This window comes from Pseudomonas asplenii, assembly GCF_900105475.1.
In the GTDB taxonomy this organism is placed as follows: domain Bacteria; phylum Pseudomonadota; class Gammaproteobacteria; order Pseudomonadales; family Pseudomonadaceae; genus Aquipseudomonas; species Aquipseudomonas asplenii.
In genome coordinates, this window is record NZ_LT629777.1 from 3,465,199 (window position 1) to 3,488,378 (window position 23,180).

At 60.9% G+C, this 23,180-nt stretch carries 24 protein-coding genes; all 24 read left to right on the forward strand.

Features of this window, described 5'->3' with window-relative positions; all coding sequences use genetic code 11:
- Window positions 1–6 precede the first annotated feature (6 nt).
- Window positions 7–789 (forward strand): flagellar assembly protein FliH, encoded by a 783-nt coding sequence (gene fliH / locus BLU37_RS15930; protein WP_010449923.1) that lies wholly within the window; start codon window positions 7–9, stop codon window positions 787–789.
- A complete protein-coding gene (gene fliI / locus BLU37_RS15935) occupies window positions 779–2,137 on the forward strand; it encodes a flagellar protein export ATPase FliI (RefSeq protein ID WP_090206445.1) in 1,359 nt (452 codons plus the stop codon). The genes fliH and fliI overlap by 11 nt, the downstream gene beginning before the upstream one ends.
- 7 nt (window positions 2,138–2,144) lie before the next feature.
- Window positions 2,145–2,594, forward strand: a complete 450-nt coding sequence (gene fliJ / locus BLU37_RS15940; protein ID WP_010449919.1) for a flagellar export protein FliJ — start codon at window positions 2,145–2,147, stop codon at window positions 2,592–2,594.
- An 88-nt stretch (window positions 2,595–2,682) separates the two neighbouring features.
- Entirely contained in the window at window positions 2,683–2,988 is a 306-nt protein-coding gene (locus tag BLU37_RS15945; RefSeq protein WP_010449917.1) for an STAS domain-containing protein, read from the forward strand.
- A 5-nt stretch (window positions 2,989–2,993) separates the two neighbouring features.
- Window positions 2,994–4,700, forward strand: coding sequence for an ATP-binding SpoIIE family protein phosphatase (locus BLU37_RS15950; RefSeq protein WP_090206448.1), 1,707 nt, complete (start codon window positions 2,994–2,996; stop codon window positions 4,698–4,700).
- A 29-nt stretch (window positions 4,701–4,729) separates the two neighbouring features.
- Window positions 4,730–5,089, forward strand: a complete 360-nt coding sequence (locus BLU37_RS15955; RefSeq protein WP_090206451.1) for an Hpt domain-containing protein — start codon at window positions 4,730–4,732, stop codon at window positions 5,087–5,089.
- Between the two features lie 88 nt (window positions 5,090–5,177).
- Entirely contained in the window at window positions 5,178–6,602 is a 1,425-nt protein-coding gene (locus BLU37_RS15960; RefSeq protein ID WP_090206454.1) for a flagellar hook-length control protein FliK, read from the forward strand.
- A gap of 184 nt (window positions 6,603–6,786) precedes the next feature.
- A complete protein-coding gene (gene fliL, locus BLU37_RS15965; protein ID WP_010449912.1) occupies window positions 6,787–7,299 on the forward strand; it encodes a flagellar basal body-associated protein FliL in 513 nt (170 codons plus the stop codon).
- Between the two features lie 9 nt (window positions 7,300–7,308).
- Window positions 7,309–8,277, forward strand: a complete 969-nt coding sequence (gene fliM, locus BLU37_RS15970) for a flagellar motor switch protein FliM (RefSeq protein ID WP_090206457.1) — start codon at window positions 7,309–7,311, stop codon at window positions 8,275–8,277.
- Between the two features lie 56 nt (window positions 8,278–8,333).
- On the forward strand, window positions 8,334–8,792 hold the full coding sequence (gene fliN / locus BLU37_RS15975) for a flagellar motor switch protein FliN (RefSeq protein WP_090206460.1): 459 nt from the start codon (window positions 8,334–8,336) through the stop codon (window positions 8,790–8,792).
- Window positions 8,793–9,221: a flagellar biosynthetic protein FliO gene (gene fliO, locus BLU37_RS15980; protein WP_090206461.1), complete on the forward strand. Its 429-nt coding sequence runs from the start codon at window positions 8,793–8,795 to the stop codon at window positions 9,219–9,221. It abuts the gene before it with no gap.
- A complete protein-coding gene (fliP, locus tag BLU37_RS15985; RefSeq protein ID WP_010449908.1) occupies window positions 9,221–9,973 on the forward strand; it encodes a flagellar type III secretion system pore protein FliP in 753 nt (250 codons plus the stop codon). Before fliO ends, fliP begins: the two co-directional genes overlap by 1 nt.
- A gap of 20 nt (window positions 9,974–9,993) precedes the next feature.
- A complete protein-coding gene (fliQ, locus tag BLU37_RS15990) occupies window positions 9,994–10,263 on the forward strand; it encodes a flagellar biosynthesis protein FliQ (protein WP_010449907.1) in 270 nt (89 codons plus the stop codon).
- Between the two features lies 1 nt (window position 10,264).
- Window positions 10,265–11,047: a flagellar biosynthetic protein FliR gene (gene fliR, locus BLU37_RS15995; RefSeq protein WP_010449906.1), complete on the forward strand. Its 783-nt coding sequence runs from the start codon at window positions 10,265–10,267 to the stop codon at window positions 11,045–11,047.
- Between the two features lie 2 nt (window positions 11,048–11,049).
- On the forward strand, window positions 11,050–12,189 hold the full coding sequence (flhB, locus tag BLU37_RS16000) for a flagellar biosynthesis protein FlhB (RefSeq protein ID WP_090206464.1): 1,140 nt from the start codon (window positions 11,050–11,052) through the stop codon (window positions 12,187–12,189).
- Between the two features lie 230 nt (window positions 12,190–12,419).
- Window positions 12,420–14,549, forward strand: coding sequence for a flagellar biosynthesis protein FlhA (flhA, locus tag BLU37_RS16005; protein ID WP_010449904.1), 2,130 nt, complete (start codon window positions 12,420–12,422; stop codon window positions 14,547–14,549).
- An 11-nt stretch (window positions 14,550–14,560) separates the two neighbouring features.
- The gene (flhF, locus tag BLU37_RS16010; protein ID WP_010449903.1) at window positions 14,561–15,889 is read left to right on the forward strand and encodes a flagellar biosynthesis protein FlhF; all 1,329 of its coding nucleotides are present in this window, start codon (window positions 14,561–14,563) and stop codon (window positions 15,887–15,889) included.
- Window positions 15,890–16,010: 121 nt separating this feature from the next.
- Window positions 16,011–16,844 carry a flagellar synthesis regulator FleN gene (fleN, locus tag BLU37_RS16015; protein ID WP_010449902.1) on the forward strand — a complete coding sequence of 278 codons (834 nt, stop codon included), beginning with the start codon at window positions 16,011–16,013 and terminating at the stop codon, window positions 16,842–16,844.
- Window positions 16,841–17,581, forward strand: a complete 741-nt coding sequence (gene fliA, locus BLU37_RS16020) for an RNA polymerase sigma factor FliA (protein ID WP_010449901.1) — start codon at window positions 16,841–16,843, stop codon at window positions 17,579–17,581. Before fleN ends, fliA begins: the two co-directional genes overlap by 4 nt.
- 191 nt (window positions 17,582–17,772) lie before the next feature.
- Window positions 17,773–18,144 carry a chemotaxis response regulator CheY gene (locus BLU37_RS16025; protein ID WP_008006721.1) on the forward strand — a complete coding sequence of 124 codons (372 nt, stop codon included), beginning with the start codon at window positions 17,773–17,775 and terminating at the stop codon, window positions 18,142–18,144.
- Between the two features lie 22 nt (window positions 18,145–18,166).
- Window positions 18,167–18,955 carry a protein phosphatase CheZ gene (locus BLU37_RS16030; RefSeq protein WP_010449896.1) on the forward strand — a complete coding sequence of 263 codons (789 nt, stop codon included), beginning with the start codon at window positions 18,167–18,169 and terminating at the stop codon, window positions 18,953–18,955.
- A 14-nt stretch (window positions 18,956–18,969) separates the two neighbouring features.
- Complete coding sequence (locus tag BLU37_RS16035; RefSeq protein WP_090206467.1) at window positions 18,970–21,243, forward strand: chemotaxis protein CheA; 2,274 nt, start codon at window positions 18,970–18,972, stop codon at window positions 21,241–21,243.
- A gap of 52 nt (window positions 21,244–21,295) precedes the next feature.
- Window positions 21,296–22,438, forward strand: a complete 1,143-nt coding sequence (locus BLU37_RS16040; RefSeq protein ID WP_090206469.1) for a protein-glutamate methylesterase/protein-glutamine glutaminase — start codon at window positions 21,296–21,298, stop codon at window positions 22,436–22,438.
- Window positions 22,438–23,178 (forward strand): flagellar motor protein, encoded by a 741-nt coding sequence (locus BLU37_RS16045; RefSeq protein WP_010449892.1) that lies wholly within the window; start codon window positions 22,438–22,440, stop codon window positions 23,176–23,178. The genes BLU37_RS16040 and BLU37_RS16045 overlap by 1 nt, the downstream gene beginning before the upstream one ends.
- The last annotated feature ends 2 nt before the right edge of the window (window positions 23,179–23,180 follow it).

Consider the following 23,180-nt stretch of genomic DNA (forward strand, 5'->3'; position numbering starts at 1 on the left):
CAAGCCATGACTGATCCAACCGATCTGATCCGCGCGCGGGACGTGAGCGGCTTCGACCTGTGGTCGTTGCCCAGTTTCGACCCGCACGTCGAAGAGCCTGAGCCGGAGCCTGAGGAAGAGCTGCCGGCCGAGATCGAGGAAGTGCCGCTGGAGGAAGTCCAGCCGCTGACCCTCGAGGAGCTCGAGACTATTCGCCAGGAAGCCTACAACGAAGGCTTTGCGGTGGGTGAGCGGGAAGGTTTCCACAGTACCCAGATCAAGGTCCGTCAGGAGGCCGAGGTGGCCTTGGGCGTCAAGCTGGCCAATCTCGAGCGGCTGATGAGCAACCTGTTCCAGCCCATCGCCGACCAGGACCAGCAGATCGAGAAAACCTTGGTGGGGCTGGTCGGGCATATCACCCGACAGGTCATCCAGCGCGAACTCAAGACTGATTCCAGCCAGATCGAACACGTGCTGCGCGAAGCGCTGAAGCTGTTGCCGCTGGATGCCGATAACGTGCGCCTGTACATCAATCCCCAGGACTTCGAGCAGGTCAAGGCTTTGCGCGAACGTCATGAGGCCAGTTGGCGCATCGTCGAGGACGAGGCATTGATGGCCGGTGGCTGTCGGGTCGAGACCGCGCACAGTCGAATCGACGCCAGCGTCGAAACGCGCATCGAGCAGGCCATTACGCAGCTGTTCGATCAGCTTCACGAGCAATCGCTGCATCCGGCCCAGCCCGACCTGGCGGTCGATCTGGGGGAGTTCCAGATACCGATCGACAGTCCGGAACCCGCCGATGCGTCTTGATCGAACCAGCTTCGGCAAGCGCTTGAGCACTTATGCCGATGCGATCAGTCTGCCGGGACAACCGATTCTCGAAGGGCGCCTGTTACGCATGGTCGGCCTCACGCTCGAAGCCGAGGGGTTGCGTGCCGCGATGGGGGCGCGCTGCGTGGTGATCAACGACGACAGTTATCACCCGGTGCAGGTCGAAGCCGAAGTCATGGGTTTCTCCGGCAATAAAGTGTTTCTGATGCCAGTGGGCAGCGTTGCCGGTATTGCCCCGGGGGCTCGGGTTGTGCCGTTGGCCGAAACCGGCCGCCTGCCGATGGGCATGGGCATGCTGGGTCGGGTGCTGGACGGTGCCGGACGGGCGCTGGATGGCAAAGGCGCAATGAAGGCCGAGGATTGGGTGCCGCTGGACGGACCGACCATCAACCCGCTCAACCGCGACCCGATCCACCAGCCGCTGGATGTGGGCATTCGTTGCATCAACGGCTTATTGACGGTCGGTCGCGGTCAGCGTCTCGGGTTATTCGCCGGTACCGGCGTCGGCAAGAGTGTGCTGCTGGGCATGATGACCCGCTTTACCGAGGCCGACATCATCGTTGTCGGACTGATCGGTGAACGGGGCCGTGAGGTGAAGGAGTTCATCGAGCATATCCTCGGCGAGGAAGGGCTCAAGCGTTCGGTGGTGGTCGCTTCGCCCGCCGACGATGCCCCGCTGATGCGTCTGCGCGCGGCGATGTACTGCACACGGATCGCCGAGTATTTCCGCGACAAGGGCAAGAATGTCCTGCTGCTGATGGACTCGCTGACGCGTTTTGCCCAGGCCCAGCGGGAAATCGCCCTGGCTATCGGTGAGCCACCGGCGACCAAGGGTTATCCGCCCTCGGTGTTCGCCAAACTGCCGAAACTGGTGGAGCGGGCGGGTAATGCCGAGGCCGGCGGTGGTTCGATCACCGCGTTCTATACCGTGCTGTCGGAAGGTGACGACCAGCAGGACCCGATCGCCGACTCGGCGCGGGGCGTGCTCGACGGTCATATCGTGCTGTCCCGGCGGTTGGCCGAGGAAGGACATTATCCGGCGATCGATATCGAGGCTTCCATCAGCCGGGTCATGCCCGCAGTGATCAGCCCCGAGCACATGAAGCGTGCGCAATATTTCAAGCAGCTGTGGTCGCGCTACCAACAGGCCCGTGACCTGATCAGCGTGGGTGCCTATGTGCCCGGTGGTGACCGCGAAACCGACACTGCGATCGCCTTGCAGCCGGCGATGGTCCAGTACCTGCGCCAGGGCCTCAACGACAACGTCAGCCTCGGCGAGAGCGACGCGCATCTGTCGACCATCTTCGCCCCGGCGGCGGGCGGCTGATCCGCTCATGGCCCAGAGTCGTGCCGCGCGCCTGGCGCCCGTGGTCGAGATGGCCGAGAGCAAGGAGCGCACGGCTGCCCAGCGGCTGGGTTATTTCCAGGGGCAGGTGCAACTGGCACAGAACAAGCTGGCCGACCTTGAAGGGTTCCGCCTGCAATACCAGGAGCAGTGGATCGAGCGTGGCCGGCACGGGGTTTCCAGCCAGTGGCTGTTGGGTTACCAACAGTTTCTCAGCCAGTTGGATACCGCGGTGGCCCAGCAGCGCCAGAGTCTGGCCTGGCACCAGAACAACCTCGACAAGGGGCGGGTCACCTGGCAGGAGGCTTTTGCTCGTGTCGAAGGCTTGCGCAAGCTGGTCCAGCGTTACATCGAGGAGGCCCGCATGCTTGAGGACAAGCGCGAACAGAAACTTCTGGATGAGTTGTCCCAGCGCCTTCCGCGCCAGAACATCGACTGATCCACAGGTATTTTGACGTGCTTGGTTGCCCTGCCGTCAGTGGAGTGCTAAACCTTGTAAACGTTGCCTCTGACAAGGAAGCTGGATCATGGCTGTAGTGTCTGCAGTAACTGACAACGGCAAGAAATTGACGATCGCCATCAAGGGGCGCTTCGATTTTGGCAAACATCAGGAGTTTCGCGATTCCTACGAGCGGGTCCCCACCAGGCCTGATTCGGTTATCGTCGATCTGAAGGATGCCACCTACCTCGACAGCTCGGCTCTGGGCATGCTGTTGCTGTTGCGTGATCATGCGGGTGGCGATACCGCCGACATTCGTGTGATCAACAGCAACTCCGATGTGCGCAAGATCCTCGCGATTTCCAATTTCGACAAGCTTTTCGACATCGCTTGATCATCATGCAGTCTGAAGACGAGCCGCTGACGGTCCTGATCGCCGAAGATGGCGCGGCTGATCGGTTATTGTTGTCGAGCATCGTGCGACGTCAGGGGCATGCGGTGCTGACGGCCAGCAACGGCGCCGAAGCGGTCGAGGTCTTCCAGACGCAGCGCCCGCAGTTGGTGCTGATGGATGCCCTGATGCCGGTGATGGACGGTTTCGAGGCTGCCCGTCGGATCAAGCAACTGGCGGGTGAGTCGCTGGTGCCGATCATTTTTCTCACCTCTCTGACCGAAAGCAGTGCCTTGGTACGCTGCCTTGAGGCCGGCGGTGATGACTTTCTGGCAAAGCCTTACAACCAGGTCATCCTTGCGGCCAAGATCAAGGCCATGGATCGTCTGCGTCGCTTGCAGGCTACCGTACTGCAGCAACGAGACCTGATTGCCCAGCACCACGACTACCTGCTCAACGAGCAACGGGTCGCCAAGGCGGTGTTCGACAAGGTCGCGCACTCCGGCTGCTTGCGGGCACCGAATATCCGTTACCTGCAATCGCCCTACGCACTATTCAATGGCGACCTGTTGCTGGCGGCCTACACCCCGGGTGGTGACATGCAGGTCCTGCTCGGCGACTTCACCGGACACGGCCTTCCTGCCGCCGTCGGTGCGATGCCGCTGGCAGAGGTCTTCTATGGCATGACCTCCAAGGGTTACGGGCTTGCGGAAACCCTGCGGGAAATGAACGCCAAGCTCAAGCGTATCCTGCCGGTGGACATGTTCTGCTGCGCCACGTTGCTGCGCTTGAGTCCACAGCGGCGGGTGGTCGAGGTGTGGAATGGCGGCATGCCCGACGGCTACCTGCACGATATTGCCTCGGGTGAGCGCCGCCCGCTGATCGCGCGGCATCTGCCGCTGGGGGTGCTCGGGGTAAAGGCGTTCGACGATCGCACCGAAGTCTACCCCATGGCCCAGGGTGATCGGATTATCCTGCTGTCGGACGGGGTGATCGATACCTGCAATTTCGAGGAGCAATTGTTTGGCGTGGAGCGCCTGCATCAGGTGTTCGAACGCAACCTGAACCCGGATCGGCTGTTCGAGGAGATTCAGGAAGCGCTCAGGCAGTTCGGTGGCGTGGCGCGCGACGATATCAGCCTGGTCGAAATCGGTTTGCCCGAAGTGGGCGCGCAGTTGCCCGTGGCGATGGTTTACTCCGACAGCGGCGAATCCTGCCCGTTGGACTGGTCGGTGAACTTCGAATTCCGCGCCACGACCCTGCAGCGCTTCAACCCCTTGCCCTACCTGCTGCAATTGCTGATGGAAGTGCATGGCTTGCGCGCCCTCAGCGGCGCGTTGTACAGCGTGCTCGCTGAGCTCTACTCCAATGCCCTGGAGCATGGCGTGCTGGGCCTGGATTCGAGTCTCAAGCGGGATGTCAGCGGATTTGCGCAATACTATGAACAGCGCAGCCAGCGTCTGTTCGAGCTGGATGAGGGGTTTGTCCGCGTGAGCCTGCGGGTTATTCCGGAAGGCGCGGGTGGGCGATTGTTCATCGAGGTCGAGGACAGTGGTGTCGGTTTCGATTTCGAACGGGTCATGGCGCGTCCGCTGGAAGTCGGGCGGTTGTCGGGAAGAGGGGTTGGCCTGATTCGCCAGCTCAGTCACTGCGCCCGTTGGTCGAAGGGCGGCCGGTGTGCCCACGTGGAGTTCTCGTGGGGGCCTCAGGCATAATTCACGGGTGTTGATCAGGGAGCGAATCAGTGAACTTCAATCAGGAAAAACACCTCGACTACGAGGTACTCAGCGCATTGCAGGAGGTCATGGAGGACGAGTATCCGGTGCTGCTGGAGACCTTTCTCAATGATTCGGAAAAACGCCTGGGCCAGTTGCATCAGGCCGACAACCGGGTTGAGCTGGGATTGCTTGCGCACAGTTTCAAGGGCAGCAGCAGCAACATGGGAGCCCTTTACCTGGCGGATCTTTGTCGGCAACTGGAAGAGCAGGCCATGCAGCTGCCGTTGATTGAAGTCGAGGAACTGCTCGGGCGCATTGATCGGGAGTATGAGCAGGTGCGGCATCTGTATGCGTGCGAGCGCGAGCGATTCCCGGTCAAACAGTAATCCGCAAACGCTTCTGAAAAGCTGGCCTGAACCTTGCTTGCTCTCTCTGCATTGAATTTACGATCCCTGTGCAGCGGAGACTGTGTTTATGCCCCTCGCTCCCAATCCTTTCCTTCAGGCCAGCGCTGCGCCCAAGTCCAAGATGGACCTCGCGAGCAGCCAGCCGACGCCGGCTGCGCAGCCCAGGGACAACGCCGCGAGCTTTGCCCAGGTCTACAAGGACAGCCAGAGCAAACCTGCGAAGGTAGCCGAAGCGCCGGTCAAATCGACCCGCGAAGGCACCTCTGCGGTACCGGCAAAAAAGGATACCGTTGCCAGCAATAAGGACGATGCGGCAAAGCCGGCGGTTGCCGATAGCGGCAATTCCTTGCCTGCCGACAAGGCCGGCGACAAGACCGCCGGCAGCGATAGCACGCCAGCGGGCAGTAGTGACCAGGCGGCGGCCGATGACAGTGGCAAGGATACCGGCGATACCCCGCCCGTAGCCGATGCGGCTGCGCAGCCCCCAGCGGTGGATCCGGCGCTGATCCAGGCCGCTGCCACCCCACCGGCGCCGGTCATCGAGACGCCGCCGTCGACGCCTGCACCTGCCACGCTGCCGGTGGCGCAGACACCCTTGGAGAGCGCGACGGCTGCACAGGCTGCACAGTCTGCGAAGACGTCGTCGGCTCCCGATGGCGACTTCGATCCGGCCGCCGATCCGCTGGACAACCTGCCGGCCGTGCGTCTGGCGATGGAGCAGGGGGGGCATGTCTCGGCCTCCAGCCAGTCGACCACCAAGACTGGCGGCACCGACCAACAGGATCCGACCCTGGCGCAGAACCAGGCCAGCAGTGTCGCCATGCTGGTCGACCAGAAAACTGACGCTGGCACCACTGAACAGGGTGGCGAAAAGGCCTTCAAGGGCTTGATCGAGGATGGCCTGAAGGATCTGAAAAGTGCCTCCAGCGACACGCGCGTCGATGATTTCGCCAATCGTCTGGCGGCACTGACCCAGGCGGCAGTGCCCAAGACCGCCAATGCCCTGCCGGTCAATCAGCCGCTGGCCATGCACCAGAACGGCTGGACCGAAGAAGTGGTCAATCGGGTGATGTACCTGTCGAGCGCCAGTCTCAAGTCTGCCGATATCCAGTTGGAGCCGGCTGAGCTGGGGCGTCTGGACATCAAGGTCAACATGTCGGCCGACCAGGCCACCCAGATCAGTTTCATCAGCGGCCATGCCGGTGTTCGAGAAGCGCTGGAAGGCAACATGTTCCGTTTGCGCGACATGCTCCAGCAGCAAGGGTTGGGTCAGGCCGATGTCAGTGTGTCCGATCAGGCGCGTGGCTGGACCGGCCAGGGGCAAGACCCGCAACAGCAGCAACAGCAGGCGCAGAAAGGCAGCAACAACGGCGGTGGTCGCGTCGATGGCGCCGATGACGATCTGTCTGTCGCTGCCGTGACCGACGCCGCTGCAGCAGCGGCCAGCACCAGTGTGGTCGTGGGCTCCAGCGCCGTCGATTACTACGCCTGACCCTTCCCGTCCTCTAGACGGGTAGCCTTGTGGGAGCCGGCAAGCGGCTTCCCACAAGGCATCAGGCGAATCTCTCTTGTGGCTCGATGCCACCCTCTTGGTTGTTTTGTCTCAACTCTGGCATAACACTTGCTCCTGCCTTGCCGTACGACTATGAAAAATTGAATAGTGACGGATTATTGGCATGGCGAAGAGCGAAGCGGCAGCGACAAAAGAACCCGGTGGAAAAAGCAAACTCAAGCTGATTATCGTGATCGTGGTGGCCTTGCTATTGGCCATTGGTGCGTCCGTGGGGGCGACCTGGTACTTCATGCACAGTGCCCAGAGCAAGCCCGCAGCGCAGGAACATGCCGAGGCGGCCCCAACCGGCAAGCAGCCGGCGATCTACGAGCCGATGGCGCCAGCCTTCGTCGCCAACTTCAAGGACGCCAGCGGTCGCCAGCGCTACATGCAGGTGAGCATCACCCTGCTGGGACGCAATCAAGCTGACCTTGAGGCCTTGCGGGTCCACATGCCGGTGATTCGCAACAACCTGGTCATGCTGTTCGCCGGGCAGACCTACGAAACCCTTGCCACTCCGGTCGGTCAGGAACTGTTGCGCCAGAAAGCTACCGCCAGCGTGCAGGAAGTAGCCCAGAAAGAAGTCGGCAAGGTCGTGGTCGAACAGTTGCTCTTCACTAACTACGTACTGCAGTAGGATCTCCCCATGGCCGTGCAAGACCTGCTGTCCCAGGATGAGATCGATGCCCTCTTGCATGGCGTCGATGACGGTCTGGTGCAGACCGAAAGCTCTGCCGACCCTGGCAGTATCAAAAGTTATGACCTGACCAGCCAGGATCGCATCGTTCGTGGACGCATGCCGACCCTGGAAATGATCAACGAGCGTTTTGCCCGCTATACCCGCATCAGCATGTTCAACATGTTGCGTCGCTCCGCCGATGTCGCGGTAGGCGGTGTGCAGGTGATGAAGTTCGGCGAATACGTGCACTCGCTGTATGTGCCGACCAGTCTCAACCTGGTCAAGCTCAAGCCTTTGCGTGGCACCGCGTTGTTCATCCTCGATGCCAAGCTGGTGTTCAAGCTGGTGGACAACTTCTTCGGCGGCGACGGACGTCACGCCAAGATCGAAGGTCGGGAGTTCACCCCGACCGAACTGCGCGTGGTACGCATGGTGCTCGAGCAGGCCTTCATCGATCTGAAGGAAGCCTGGCAGGCGATCATGGAAGTCAATTTCGAGTACATCAACTCGGAAGTGAACCCGGCCATGGCCAACATCGTTGGCCCGAGCGAAGCGGTGGTGGTGTCCACGTTCCATATCGAACTCGACGGCGGCGGCGGCGACCTGCATGTGACCATGCCGTATTCGATGATCGAGCCGGTGCGCGAGATGCTCGATGCCGGTTTCCAGTCGGACCTCGACGACCAGGACGAGCGCTGGGTCAAGGCCTTGCGCGAGGACGTGCTGGATGTGGCGGTACCGCTCAGCGCCACCGTGGCTCGTCGTCAATTGCGCCTGCGGGACATCCTGCACATGCAGCCGGGCGACGTGATTCCGGTGGAATTGCCCGAAGAAATGGTCATGCGTGCCAACGGCGTGCCGTCGTTCAAGGTCAAGCTCGGTTCCCACAAGGGCAACCTGGCGCTGCAAGTGATTGAGCCGATTGTGCGTCGTTGAACGTTCGATCAGGCATGTGTTGTGTTAACTGAATTTCTGCTCGCCGAGGATGACTGATGGCTGACGAACAAGATATGAACGACCAGGCTCTGGCTGACGAATGGGCAGCCGCTCTGGAAGAGTCCGGCGAATCCGGTCAGGCTGATATCGACGCCTTGCTGGCGGCTGATGCCGCGTCCGGGTCGGGCTCCAGCCGCCTGCCGATGGAAGAGTTCGGCAGCGTGCCGAAGAATCATGATCCGGTCACGCTCGATGGGCCTAACCTGGACGTGATCCTCGATATTCCGGTGTCGATTTCCATGGAAGTCGGCAGCACCGATATCAACATCCGCAACCTGCTGCAACTGAACCAGGGTTCGGTGATCGAGCTGGACCGTCTGGCCGGCGAGCCACTGGACGTGCTGGTCAACGGCACGCTGATCGCCCATGGCGAGGTGGTGGTGGTGAACGAAAAGTTCGGTATCCGTCTGACGGACGTGATCAGCCCGAGCGAACGCATCAAGAAGTTGCGCTGAATGAGCAGGCTTCTCGGCGCTCTCCTGTTGTTGCCGCTTTCTGCGCTGGCGGCCGAGCCGGCAGTCACGGCAGCGGCTGCACCTGCGGCCGGTGGCGTGATGGTCGGACAATTGACGCAAGTGGTGCTGGGGCTGTTGCTGGTGCTGGGGGTGATTTTCGTTCTCGCCTGGCTGATTCGGCGTGTGCAGCAGGCGGGGCCGACAGGCAAGGGGCAGGTGATCGAACTGGTTGGCTCCCGGGTGCTCGGGCCGCGTGACCGGCTGGTGCTGGTGCAGGTGGGTAACGAGCAGATTCTGCTGGGGCTGACGCCGGGCACGATTACCCCGCTGCATGTGCTCAAGGAGCCGGTCAAGGTGACGAGTGGCGAGCCGGCGACGCCTGAGTTCGCTCAACGCCTGATGGAATTGCTGGGTAAGGACAAGAAGTGATGGTTGCGTTGCGTTTCATCCTGACCCTGGCGCTGGTCCTGGCCGCGCCGCTGGCATTGGCCGCCGATCCGCTGTCGATTCCGGCGATCACTCTCGGTACGGGGGCCAACGGCCAGCAGGAATATTCGGTCAGCCTGCAGATCCTGCTGATCATGACGGCGCTGAGTTTCATCCCGGCGTTTGTCATCCTGATGACCAGCTTCACGCGGATCATCATTGTCTTCTCGATTCTGCGTCAGGCCCTGGGCCTGCAACAGACCCCGTCGAACCAGATTCTCACCGGCATGGCGCTGTTCCTGACGATGTTCATCATGGCGCCGGTGTTCGACAAGATCAATCAGCAGGCCCTGCAGCCTTATCTCTCCGAGAAACTCACGGCCCAGGACGCAGTGCTCAAGGCCCAGGGACCGATCAAGGATTTCATGCTGGCACAGACCCGCAGCAGTGACCTGGAGCTGTTCATGCGCCTGTCCAAGCGCACCGACATCGCCACGCCCGACCAGGCGCCACTGACCATCATCGTGCCAGCCTTCGTCACCTCCGAGCTGAAGACCGCGTTCCAGATCGGTTTCATGATCTTCATCCCGTTCCTGGTCATCGACCTGGTGGTTGCCAGTGTGTTGATGGCGATGGGGATGATGATGCTGTCACCGCTGATCATTTCCCTGCCGTTCAAGATCATGCTGTTCGTGCTGGTGGACGGTTGGGCGCTGATCATCGGTACCCTGGCCAGCAGTTTCGGCGGTGTCTAGATATTTACGGGTAGCACACCATGACGCCTGAAGTAGCCGTTGATATTTTTCGCGATGCCCTCTGGCTGACCACGCTGATGGTTTCGATCCTGGTGGTCCCGAGCCTGGTGGTCGGGTTGATAGTGGCGATGTTCCAGGCCGCCACCCAGATCAACGAACAGACCCTGGGCTTCCTGCCGCGCCTGTTGGTGATGCTGATTACCCTGATCGTCGCCGGGCCGTGGCTGGTACAGAAGTTCATGGAGTACATCCAGTCACTGTACGGCAGCATTCCGCAGGTCATCGGCTGACATGTCGCTGCTTGCGCTGACCGATACGCAGATCAGTACCTGGGTCGCGAGCTTCATGCTGCCGCTGTTCCGGGTCGGTGCGGTGTTGATGACCATGCCGATTTTCAGCACCGCTATGGTTTCGCGGCGTATACGCCTGTATTTCGTCGTGGCCATTACCGTAGCGATCGCGCCGGGCCTGCCGCCGATGCCCGAGGTCCATCCGCTTGATCTGAGCGGATTGATGCTGATCGCCGAGCAGATCATCATCGGTGCCTTGCTCGGTTTCTCCCTGCAGTTGTTCTTCCAGGCCTTTGTGGTGGCCGGGCAGATCGTCGCGATCCAGATGGGTATGGCGTTCGCCTCCATGGTCGATCCGGTCAACGGTGTCTCGACAGCGGTCATCGGGCAGTTTTTCACCATGTTGGTGACCCTGATGTTTCTTGCGATGAACGGCCACCTGGTGGTGTTCGAGGTACTGACCGAAAGTTTTACCACCCTGCCGGTGGGCAGCGGCCTGTCGACCACGGATTTCTGGGAGATCGCCGGCAAGCTCGGCTGGGTGCTCGCCGCGGCGTTGATGCTGGTGTTGCCGGCGATCACCGCACTGCTGGTGGTCAACGTGGGGATGGGCATCATGACCCGGGCTGCGCCGCAGTTGAACATTTTCTCCATTGGTCTCCCGATGACGCTGTCGCTGGGGATGTTGATCCTCTGGATCAGCCTGGGGGACATTCTCAATCAGTATCAACCGCTGGTCGTCGAGGCCTTGCAGTTTTTACGTGAACTTGCACGGGCGCGCTGAGCATGGCAGAGAGCGAGAGCGGTCAGGACAAGACAGAGGACCCCACGGAGAAACGCAAAAAGGACTCCCGGGAAAAGGGCGAGATTGCCCGCTCCAAGGAACTCAATACGCTCGTGGTGATGCTGGCCGGGGCGGGTGGGCTGCTGGTCTTTGGCGGGGCTCTGGCGCAGGAAATGGGCGAGCTGATGCGCCTCAATTTCACCCTGTCGCGAGAAGTGGTGCTCGATCAGCGCTACATGGCGATCTTCCTGCTGCAGTCGGGCAAGCTGGCGATCCTGGCGGTTCAGCCGATTCTGTTGACCTTGCTGATCGCCGCCTTCGTCGGACCGATTTCCCTCGGCGGCTGGTTGTTCGCTGCTGGCAGCATGGCACCCAAGTTCAGCCGGATGAACCCCTTGTCCGGGCTCAAGCGCATGTTCTCGACCAAGTCGCTGGTGGAACTGCTCAAGGCCCTGGCGAAATTCGTCATCGTCCTGCTGGTGGCGCTGTCTGTGCTGTCGTCGGATATCGACGATCTGGTGCGGATTGCCCATGAACCTCTGGAAATGGCCATTATTCACAGTCTGCAATTGGTGGGCTGGAGCGCTTTGTGGATGTCCCTCGGCCTGCTGCTGATCGCGGCGGTCGACGTACCGGTGCAGTTGTGGGAAAGCCACAAGAAACTGCTGATGACCAAACAGGAAGTCCGTGACGAGCACAAGGACCAGGAAGGTCGTCCCGAGGTCAAGCAGCGGATTCGCCAGTTGCAGCGTGAAATGTCCCAGCGCCGGATGATGGCAGCCATTCCTCAGGCGGACGTGGTCATCACCAACCCGACCCACTATGCGGTCGCGCTCAAATACGATTCTGAAAAGGGTGGGGCGCCGATGCTGCTGGCCAAGGGTAATGACTTCCTGGCCCTGAAAATTCGCGAGATCGCGGTCGAGCACGAGATCATGTTGCTCGAATCGCCGGCCCTGGCGCGTTCGATCTACTACTCCACCGAGCTTGAGCAGGAGATTCCGGCCGGTCTTTACCTGGCGGTGGCGCAGGTGCTGGCCTATGTCTACCAGATCCGTCAGTACCGCGCAGGCAAGGGCCGCCGACCAGACCCACTCAAGGAAGACCTGCCGATTCCGCCGGAGCTGCGCCGCGATTCCTGATCGCCATGGATCTTGTTGGGCCCGGCTTGCGGGCGATAGCGACTTGCCAGGCAACAATGATTTCGACAGGAAGATCGAATCGCCAGCAAGCCGGCTCCCACATGGGCTGCCAAACTCCGGCTACCGCCGCATTTTCAACATCCTCGTCATAGTTGGAGAGCTTTTTGCACAAGCAGCTCCACGGCGCCCGCTGGCGTCAAAAGTTTGCTTCAAGGTGACGAGGAAAACCGGTGGATCGCTCTCAACTTATCAACACGGCGCGCAGTAACCTGGTAGGCCTCGGTCGGGGCAACCTGGGTGTGCCGCTGTTGCTGTTGGTCATGCTGGCGATGATGATGTTGCCGGTGCCGGCGTTTCTGCTGGACGTGTTCTTCACCTTCAACATTGCCCTGTCTATCGTCGTCCTGCTGGTCTGCGTCTATGCACTGCGGCCGCTGGATTTCGCAGTTTTCCCGACCATCCTGCTGGTCGCCACGCTGTTGCGCCTGGCCCTGAACGTGGCCTCGACCCGGGTGGTCATGCTCCACGGCCAGGAGGGCCATGCCGCCGCTGGTAAGGTGATCCAGGCATTCGGTGAAGTGGTGATCGGCGGTAACTACGTGGTCGGTATCGTGGTCTTCGCGATTCTGATGATCATCAACTTCGTCGTGGTGACCAAGGGTGCCGGGCGGATTTCCGAAGTGAGCGCACGGTTTACCCTCGATGCGATGCCCGGCAAGCAGATGGCGATCGACGCCGATCTCAACGCCGGCCTGATCGATCAGGCGCAGGCCAAGGCGCGTCGGGCGGAAGTGGCCCAGGAGGCCGAGTTCTACGGTTCGATGGACGGTGCCAGCAAATTCGTTCGCGGTGACGCCATCGCCGGTCTGCTGATCCTGTTCATCAACCTGATCGGCGGTATGGCCGTCGGTATCTTCCAGCACAACATGACCTTCGCCGACGCAGGCAGGGTCTACGCCCTGCTGACTATCGGTGACGGTTTAGTGGCGCAATTGCCATCACTGTTGTTATCCACAGCGGCTGCCATCATGGTGACCCGTGCTTCCGGCTCGGAAGACATGGGCAAGCAGATCAATCGGCAGATGTTCGCTTCGCCCAAGGCCCTCGCCGTGGCTGCTGGCCTGATGGCGGTGATGGGACTGGTGCCGGGCATGCCGCACTTTTCGTTCCTCAGCCTGGCGCTGGTAGCGGGTGGTGGTGCCTATCTGCTCTGGAAGAAACAGAATGTCGCCAAGGTTCAGGCCCTGGCCGAAGTCCAACGCCAGCAGGAACTGCTGCCGTCGCCGGCCCGTGCCATGGAAACCAAGGAACTGGGCTGGGACGACGTGACCCCGATCGATATGATCGGCCTGGAAGTGGGTTATCGCCTGATTCCGCTGGTCGATCGCAACCAGGGTGGGCAATTGCTGGCGCGGATCAAGGGGGTGCGCAAGAAGCTTTCCCAGGACCTCGGTTTCCTGATGCCCACCGTGCATATTCGTGACAACCTCGACCTGGCACCCAGTGCCTACCGCCTGACACTGATGGGGGTAATCCTGGCCGAGGCCGAGATTTACCCGGATCGCGAGCTGGCGATCAACCCGGGGCAGGTCTACGGCACTCTCAACGGCATTACCGCCAAGGACCCGGCTTTTGGTCTGGAGGCGGTCTGGATCGAGATCAGCCAGCGTTCGCAGGCGCAATCTCTGGGCTATACCGTGGTCGATGCGAGTACCGTGGTGGCAACCCACCTCAACCAGATCCTGTACAAGCACTCCAGCGAGCTGATTGGTCACGAAGAAGTCCAGCAACTCATGCAGTTGCTGGCCAAGGGATCGCCAAAGTTGGCCGAGGAACTGGTGCCGGGGATCATTTCCCTGTCGCATCTGCTCAAGGTGTTGCAGGCGCTGCTGGCCGAACACGTGCCGGTACGCGATATCCGCACCATTGCCGAAGCCATCGCCAACAATGCCTCCAAGAGTCAAGATACTGCCGCTTTGGTCGCCGCGGTGCGCGTCGGATTATCTCGTGCAATCGTCCAAAGCATTGTAGGGCTTGACTCTGAGCTGCCTGTGATCACGTTGGAACCCAGGTTGGAACAAATATTGCTCAATAGTCTGCAGAAGGCCGGACAAGGCTCGGAAGAGGGTGTTCTCCTGGAACCGAGCATGGCTGAAAAGCTCCAGCGTTCACTGATTGAAGCTGCCCAGCGTCAAGAGATGCAAGGGCAGCCGGTGATCCTGCTGGTGGCCGGTCCGGTTCGCGCGATGCTTTCGCGGTTCGGGCGTCTGGCGGTACCCAGCCTGCATGTGCTGGCTTACCAGGAAATTCCGGACAACAAGCAAGTGACCATCGTTGCGACAGTAGGGCCCAATGGCTGAGGTAGTGGGTTATGCAAGTTAAGCGTTTTTTCGCCGCCGATATGCGTCAGGCCATGAAGCTGGTTCGTGACGAATTGGGCTCGGACGCAGCCATCATCGGCAACCGCCGGATCGCGGGCGGTGTCGAGCTGACGGCTGCGCTGGACTACAAGCTCTCGGCACTGGCACCACGGGTTCCCAACATGGAGCTCGAGGATGAGCTGCGCAAGACCCAGTCGCGTATTGTCACTGCCCAGGCCGAACTGAGTCTGCGCAGCGAAGGTGACAGCGATGCGAGCACCAACCGCCAACTGTTTGCCGGCCTGCCGTTGACTGCGGCCGAACCGCTCATCGAGCCGACGTTCGATGAGCCACGCCGTCCCGCTCCAGCTCCCGCTGCGGCGGCTCCAGCGGTGGACCAGCGGGTCTTCGACTCGATGCGTTCTGAACTCAACGGCCTGCGCGAACTGTTGGAAGTACAGCTCGGCTCGCTGGCCTGGAACCAGTTGCAAGGTCGCCAGCCGGAGCAGGCCAATCTCTGGCGGCGCCTGCAACGTATCGGTCTGTCCGGTCCGCTGTCGCGGGATCTGCTGGCGCTGATCACTGATATCAAGGAACCTCGCCAAGCCTGGCGCATGCTGTTGGCGCACCTGGCCCGAATGATCGTTACCCCCGAGGTCGAGCCTCTGGAGGAGGGCGGCGTGATCGCCATGGTCGGCCCTGCCGGAATGGGCAAGACCACCACGCTGGCCAAACTGGCGGCGCGCTACGTCCTCAAGTATGGCGCACAGAACATCGCGCTGGTCAGCATGGACAGCTTCCGCATTGGCGCTCAGGAACAACTCAAGACGCTGGGCCGTATTCTCAATGTCTCCGTGACCCACGTCGACCCCGGCCAGTCCCTGGCGCAGGCGCTGGATCCGTTGCTGCGCAAGCGTGTGGTGCTGATCGATACCGCCGGCCTGCAGGCCAGCGACCCGGCCTTGCGCATGCAGTTGGAAAGCCTCGCCGGTCGCGGGATCAAGGCGAAGAATTACCTGGTGCTGGCCACGACCAGTCAGAAGCAGGTGCTCACCGCTGCCTACCACAGCTACAAGCGTTGTGGCCTGGCCGGTTGCATCCTGACCAAGCTGGACGAGACGGCAAGCCTTGGCGAAGTGCTGAGCCTGGCCATCAGCCATGAACTGCCGGTGGCCTATCTGACCGATGGGCCGAGGATTCCGGACGATCTGCATTTGCCCCGTCGCCACCAGTTGGTGAGCCGCGCGGTCAGTGTGCAAATGCAGGAAGAACCCAGCGAAGAGGCCATGGCCGATATGTTCGCTGACATCTACCACAGCCCGTCCAAGCGAGTGGGGTGAGGTAATCATGAAGACGTTGCAATGCATCTACATCGATGGTCTGCCAGGCATTAGGTTCCTTGGGGAACGCGCAGCCAGTTATGTGGCCTTCCGTCTAAGCAAGACAAGGTAAGAAGAGAACATGGGCAGCATGCATCCCGTACAGGTGATTGCGGTGACCGGCGGCAAGGGTGGCGTCGGAAAGACTAACGTGTCAGTGAACTTGTCGCTGGCGCTGGCTGAGCTTGGCCGGCGTGTCATGTTGCTGGATGCCGATCTGGGGCTGGCGAATGTCGACGTTCTGCTGGGACTGACCCCTAAACGGACCCTGGCCGATGTGGTCGAGGGCCGCTGCGAGCTGCGCGATGTGATGCTGCAAGGCCCTGGCGGAATCCGTATCGTGCCTGCGGCCTCCGGGACCCAGAGCATGGTCAACCTCAATCCGGCCCAGCATGCCGGGCTGATCCAGGCGTTCAGCGATATCGGCGACAACCTGGATGTGCTGGTTATCGATACCGCTGCGGGTATTGGTGATTCGGTCGTCAGTTTCGTTCGCGCGGCCCAGGAAGTGCTGCTGGTGGTCTGCGACGAACCCACCTCGATCACCGATGCCTATGCGCTGATCAAGTTGCTCAACCGCGATTACGGCATGAATCGTTTCCGCGTGCTGGCCAACATGGCCCAGAGCCCGCAGGAAGGTCGCAACCTGTTTGCCAAATTGACCAAGGTCACGGATCGTTTCCTGGATGTCGCTCTACAATACGTAGGTGCCGTTCCGTACGACGAATGCGTTCGCAAGGCTGTGCAAAAGCAGCGTGCGGTCTACGAAGCGTTCCCTCGTTCGAAATGTGCCCTGGCGTTCAAGGCTATCGCGCAGAAGGTCGACACTTGGCCGTTGCCCGCCAACCCACGCGGACATCTGGAATTCTTTGTCGAACGTTTGGTGCTTCAAACGAGTGCGGGACCGGTACTATGACTGCAAGTGGCTATCGCATGTATTCCAAGTCGTCGCGTGACAGCCAATATGAATTGATCGAGCGCTACGCGCCCCTGGTCAAGCGGATCGCTTATCACCTGCTGGCGCGGCTGCCGGCCAGCGTCCAGGTCGAGGATCTGATCCAGGCGGGGATGATCGGCCTGCTCGAGGTTTCGACCAAATACGATTCAGGCAAGGGCGCGAGTTTCGAGACTTATGCCGGTATCCGTATCCGTGGGGCGATGCTCGATGAGGTGCGCAAGGGGGACTGGGCACCGCGTTCGGTTCACCGCAATACGCGCATGGTCAGTGACGCAATTCGCTCAATTGAAGCGAAAACCGGTCGTGACGCTAAAGATCATGAAGTTGCAGCCGAACTCCAATTGAGTCTCGATGATTATTACGGGATTTTGAACGATACCTTGGGCAGCCGATTGTTCAGTTTCGACGACCTGTTACAGGACGGCGAGCATGAAGGGTTGCATGAGGATGGCGCGAGTGCTCATCTTGAACCGTCGCGCGATCTGGAGGATGAACGCTTCCAGAGCGCACTGGCGGATGCGATTGCCAATTTGCCGGAGCGTGAGCGGCTGGTGTTGTCGCTGTACTACGACGAGGAACTGAACCTCAAGGAAATCGGTGAGGTGCTGGGGGTCAGCGAATCGCGAGTCAGCCAGTTGCATAGCCAGTGCGCAGCCCGTTTGCGGGGGCGTTTGGGGGAGTGGCGAGCGCGTTGACAGGCAGTGTGTGGGGGGCACTGCGAATGAGACCGATGCAGCGTGTGACGGTGTATTGGCGACTCGGCCGGTGGGGGTTTCCATGCAGTAGGGTACAGAGCCTTGTCGAGTGTTGTGCCGAATTGATTTAACAGCGCGTCCAGGTGCTGAGACGCGTTTAAGACTGCTTGGAGGTCGAATTGAACAAGAACATGAAAATCCTCATTGTTGATGACTTCTCAACGATGCGGCGGATCATCAAAAACCTGTTGCGTGACCTCGGGTTCACCAACACTGTCGAGGCCGACGATGGCATTACCGCTATCCCGGTGCTCAATAGTGGCAGCATCGATTTTCTGGTCACCGACTGGAACATGCCCGGTATGACCGGCATCGATCTGCTGCGCCATGTCCGTGCCGACGAAAAGCTCAAGCACCTGCCGGTCCTGATGGTCACGGCCGAAGCCAAGCGCGAGCAGATCATCGAGGCTGCCCAGGCGGGTGTGAACGGCTATGTGGTCAAACCATTCACGGCCCAGGCGTTGAAAGAGAAGATCGAAAAAATCTTCGAACGCATCGGTTGATGAAGTCCGCCACGGGGGCGCTATGGAGCACAACGAATATTCTCTCGGCGATTTTGAATCGACCCTGAAAAAACATGCTCGCGAGCTTGTTGAAAGCCTTGAAAAAGGCCGCTTCGGCGACGCGGTGCAAATGATCCATGAGCTGAACCAGACCCGTGACCGCGGCTTGTATCTGGAAGTCGGCAAGCTGACCCGCGAGTTGCACAGTGCGATCGTCAATTTCCAGATTGATCCCACGATGCCGCAAGCCGAGGAAGTCTCGCAGATCACCGATGCTACCGAACGCCTGTCCTATGTGGTCAGGCTGACCGAGGCGGCGGCCAATCGCACCATGGACCTGGTGGAAAGTGCGACGCCTCGGGTCAATGGCCTGAGCGACGAAGCCAAGGCGCTCAGCGCCGATTGGGGGCGGTTCATGCGACGTGAGGTCGGTGCCGAGGAATTTCGCGCACTGGCTCGGCGGGTCGACGTTTTCCTGACGCGTAGCGAGCAGGAAACCCGGGCCGTTTCGAGCGACCTCAATGACATTCTGCTGGCCCAGGATTATCAGGATCTGACCGGTCAGGTGATCAAGCGTGTCACGCAAATGGTCACCGAAGTCGAAAGCAACCTGCTCAAACTGGTGTTGATGGCCAGCCAGGTGGATCGCTTTGCCGGTATCGAACATGACCGCGAAGAGATCCTCGCGCAAAAAGATCCACAAAAACAAATGGAAAAGGGTGAAGGTCCGCAGATTCATGCCGATAAACGTGAAGACGTTGTGTCCGGCCAGGACGATGTCGACGATTTGCTTTCCAGCCTTGGATTCTAGGAGCACCCATACACATGAGCTTCGGCGCCGATGAAGAGATCCTTCAGGATTTCCTGGTTGAGGCCGGCGAAATTCTTGAGCAACTGTCCGAACAACTGGTTGAGCTGGAAAGCCGACCAGACGACGCAGATCTGCTCAATGCCATTTTTCGCGGTTTTCACACTGTAAAAGGGGGCGCCGGCTTCCTCCAGCTCAACGAGCTGGTGGAGTGCTGCCACATCGCCGAGAACGTGTTCGACATCCTGCGCAAGGGTGAACGTCGCGTCGACTCGGAGCTGATGGACGTGGTCCTGGAAGCACTGGATGCCGTCAATGGCATGTTCAGCGAAGTGCGCGAGCGTGGTCCGATCACCCCCGCGACCCCTGAACTGCTGGCGGCTCTGGCGCGCTTGGCGGAACCCGCCGGGGCGCAAGCGGAGCCGGTGGCCGAGGTCGCGGCCCCTGAGCCGGTGGCCGAGCCGGTTGCCGAAAGCTCATCCGGTGACATCACCGACAACGAATTCGAACTGCTGCTCGACTCGCTCGACGGTGCCGAGGCCAGCGCGCCTGAGGCGACCGAGACGCAGGGCGGGGCTGACAGTGATGAAATCACCGACGCCGAGTTCGAGTCCCTGCTCGACCAACTGCACGGCAAGGGCCAGTTCGCCGCCGACGCCGTGGCAGCCCCGACCCAACCGCCGGCCGCCGAGTCAGCCAAGGCAGCCAAGGCGGAACCTGATAACGGCGATATTACCGACGACGAATTCGAAGCCTTGCTCGATCAGTTGCATGGCAAGGGTTCGTTCAAGGTCGAAGCCATTGATACCACTGCCGCCGCAGCCCAGGCCGCGGAAAAAACCGGAGCGGCCGAGGGTGACCTGATCACCGATCAGGAATTCGAATCCCTGCTCGACGAATTGCACGGCAAGGGCAAGTTCACCGAGGTGGCTGCAACGGCGACTGCCGCTGCGCCAGCGGCAGCCAAGCCAGCTGCCGCTCCTGCTGCCAAGGCTGCGGCGGCAACCCCTGCACCAGCGGCCAAGGCTGCCCCGGCAGCGGCCCCTGCGGCTGCCGCTCCAGCCCCGGCGCGTGCGCCTGCCGCCGCCGCCGGTGCTGGAGAAAAGCCGGTTGCCAGTGAGGCGGAAACCACCGTACGGGTCGATACCGCACGCCTGGACGAGATCATGAACATGGTCGGCGAACTGGTGCTGGTGCGTAACCGCCTGGTGCGTCTGGGGCTCAACAGTGGCGACGAGGCCATGTCCAAGGCAGTGTCCAACCTGGACGTGGTGACTGCCGACCTGCAGACCGCGGTGATGAAAACCCGCATGCAGCCGATCAAGAAAGTCTTCGGCCGCTTCCCGCGCCTGGTTCGCGACCTGGCCCGGCAGTTGAAGAAAGAGATCAACCTGGAACTGGTGGGTGAAGAAACCGACCTCGACAAGAACCTTGTCGAGGCCCTGGCCGACCCACTGGTCCACTTGGTGCGCAACTCGGTCGACCACGGTATCGAAGAGCCGGCCGATCGCGAGGCGATGGGCAAGTCACGCAGCGGTCGGGTCGTGCTCTCGGCCGAACAGGAAGGCGACCACATCCTGCTGTCGATCTCCGATGACGGCAAGGGCATGGATGCCGACGTACTGCGCAGCATCGCCGTGAAGAAGGGCCTGATGGACAAGGATGCGGCGGATCGTCTGAGCGAGACCGACTGCTTCAACCTGATCTTCGCTCCGGGGTTCTCGACCAAGACCGAGATCTCCGATGTGTCCGGTCGTGGTGTGGGCATGGACGTGGTGAAAACCAAGATCGCCCAGCTCAACGGCACCATCAATATCTATTCGACCAAGGGCAAGGGCTCGAAGATCGTCATCAAGGTCCCGTTGACCCTGGCGATCATGCCGACCCTGATGGTCATGCTCGGCAACCAGGCTTTTGCGTTCCCGCTGGTCAACGTCAACGAGATCTTCCACCTCGACCTGTCGCGCACCAACGTGGTCGACGGTCAGGAAGTGGTGATCGTGCGGGACAAGGCGTTGCCGTTGTTCTACCTCAAGCGCTGGCTGGTCAGCTCCGCCGCTCATGAAGAGCAGCACGAAGGCCATGTGGTGATCCTGTCGGTTGGCACCCAGCGCATCGGCTTTGTCGTCGATCAACTGGTTGGTCAGGAGGAAGTGGTCATCAAGCCGCTGGGCAAAATGCTTCAGGGAACCCCGGGCATGTCGGGCGCCACCATCACCGGTGACGGTCGCATCGCGCTGATTCTCGATGTGCCGAGCATGCTCAAGCGTTACGCCGCGCGGCGTATTTGATTCTGGTACGGCGGTGGGGCGTGAGCCCGTCGCCGGGCCTAACGGAGTGTTTATGGTAGTCAAGGTCCTGGTGGTGGATGACTCGGGTTTTTTCCGCCGCCGTGTTTCGGAAATCCTTTCAGCGGATACGAGCATCAAGGTCGTCGGTACGGCGACCAACGGTAAGGAAGCCATTGATCAGGCCCTGGCGCTCAAGCCGGACGTGATCACCATGGACTACGAGATGCCAATGATGGATGGCATCACGGCGGTGCGGCACATCATGCAGCGCTGCCCGACTCCGGTGTTGATGTTTTCCTCCCTGACCCACGAAGGCGCCCGCGTTACCCTTGATGCGCTGGATGCCGGGGCCGTGGACTTCCTGCCGAAGAACTTCGAAGACATCTCGCGCAACCCCGAGAAGGTCAAGCAGATGCTGTGCGAGAAGGTTCACAGCATCTCGCGCAGCAACCGGCGGTTCAGCAGCTATAGCTCCCCGGCGGCGGCACCCACCGCTGCACCGGCACCGTCGAGCACCAGCAGTTTCTCCAGCAGCCATGCTCCAAGCCCGGCACCGGCTCCTGTTCGCAGTACGCCGGTACCCAGCCGTGCGCCCGCAGCCACGGCGACGACTTCGGGCACTCCGAAACGCAAGGCCTACAAGCTGGTGGCGATTGGTACCTCCACCGGCGGCCCGGTGGCCTTGCAGCGGGTGCTGACGCAACTGCCGGCGAACTTCCCGGCGCCGATCGTGCTGATCCAGCATATGCCGGCAGCCTTTACCAAGGCATTTGCCGAGCGTCTGGACAAGCTGTGCCAGATCAGCGTCAAGGAAGCCGAGGATGGCGATATCCTGCGTCCGGGCCTGGCCCTGCTGGCGCCGGGTGGTAAGCAGATGATGGTCGACGCTCGCGGGACGGTGAAAATCCTGCCGGGTGACGAGCGCCTCAACTACAAGCCCTGTGTGGATATCACCTTTGGCTCCGCAGCCAAATCCTACGGTGACAAAGTTCTGGCGGTGGTTCTGACCGGTATGGGCGCCGATGGTCGTGAGGGCGCACGCCTGCTCAAGCAGGGCGGCAGCGCGGTCTGGGCCCAGGATGAAGCAAGCTGTGTGATCTATGGTATGCCGATGGCGATCGTCAAGGCTGACTTGGCCGACGCCGTGTACAGCCTCGACGATATCGGCAAGCACCTGGTCGAGGCCTGTCTCTGATGGATGTGTTGAGCCTCATTGGCATCATCATGGCGTTTGTCGCCATTATCGGCGGCAATTTCCTTGAAGGCGGTCATCTCGGCGCCCTGGCCAACGGTCCGGCCGCGCTGATCGTGCTCGGCGGGACCATCGGCGCTGCATTGCTGCAGTCGCCGATGAGTGCTTTCAAGCGTGCCATGCAGATTCTCATCTGGATCTTTTTTCCGCCCCGGGTCGATCTGGCCGGCGGTGTCGATCGCGTGGTCAACTGGAGCCTGACCGCTCGCAAGGAAGGTCTGCTGGGTCTGGAAAGCGTGGCCGATACCGAGCCCGACACCTATTCGCGCAAGGGCCTGCAACTGCTGGTCGACGGCGCCGAGCCGGAAGCCATTCGCAGTATTCTCGAAGTTGACTTCTTCACCCAGGAAAGCCGCGATATCGAAGCCGCCAAGGTCTTCGAGAGCATGGGGGGCTACGCGCCGACCATCGGTATCATCGGTGCGGTCATGGGCTTGATCCATGTCATGGGCAACCTTGCCGACCCGTCGCAGTTGGGTAGCGGTATTGCCGTGGCGTTCGTCGCGACCATCTACGGCGTGGCCAGTGCCAACCTGGTGCTGCTGCCGATCGCCAGCAAGCTGAAGTCGATTGCCGTGCGTCAGTCGCGTTATCGCGAGATGTTGCTCGAAGGCATCCTGTCGATTGCCGAAGGCGAGAACCCGCGTTCCATCGAATTGAAGCTTCAGGGCTTCATGGACTGATG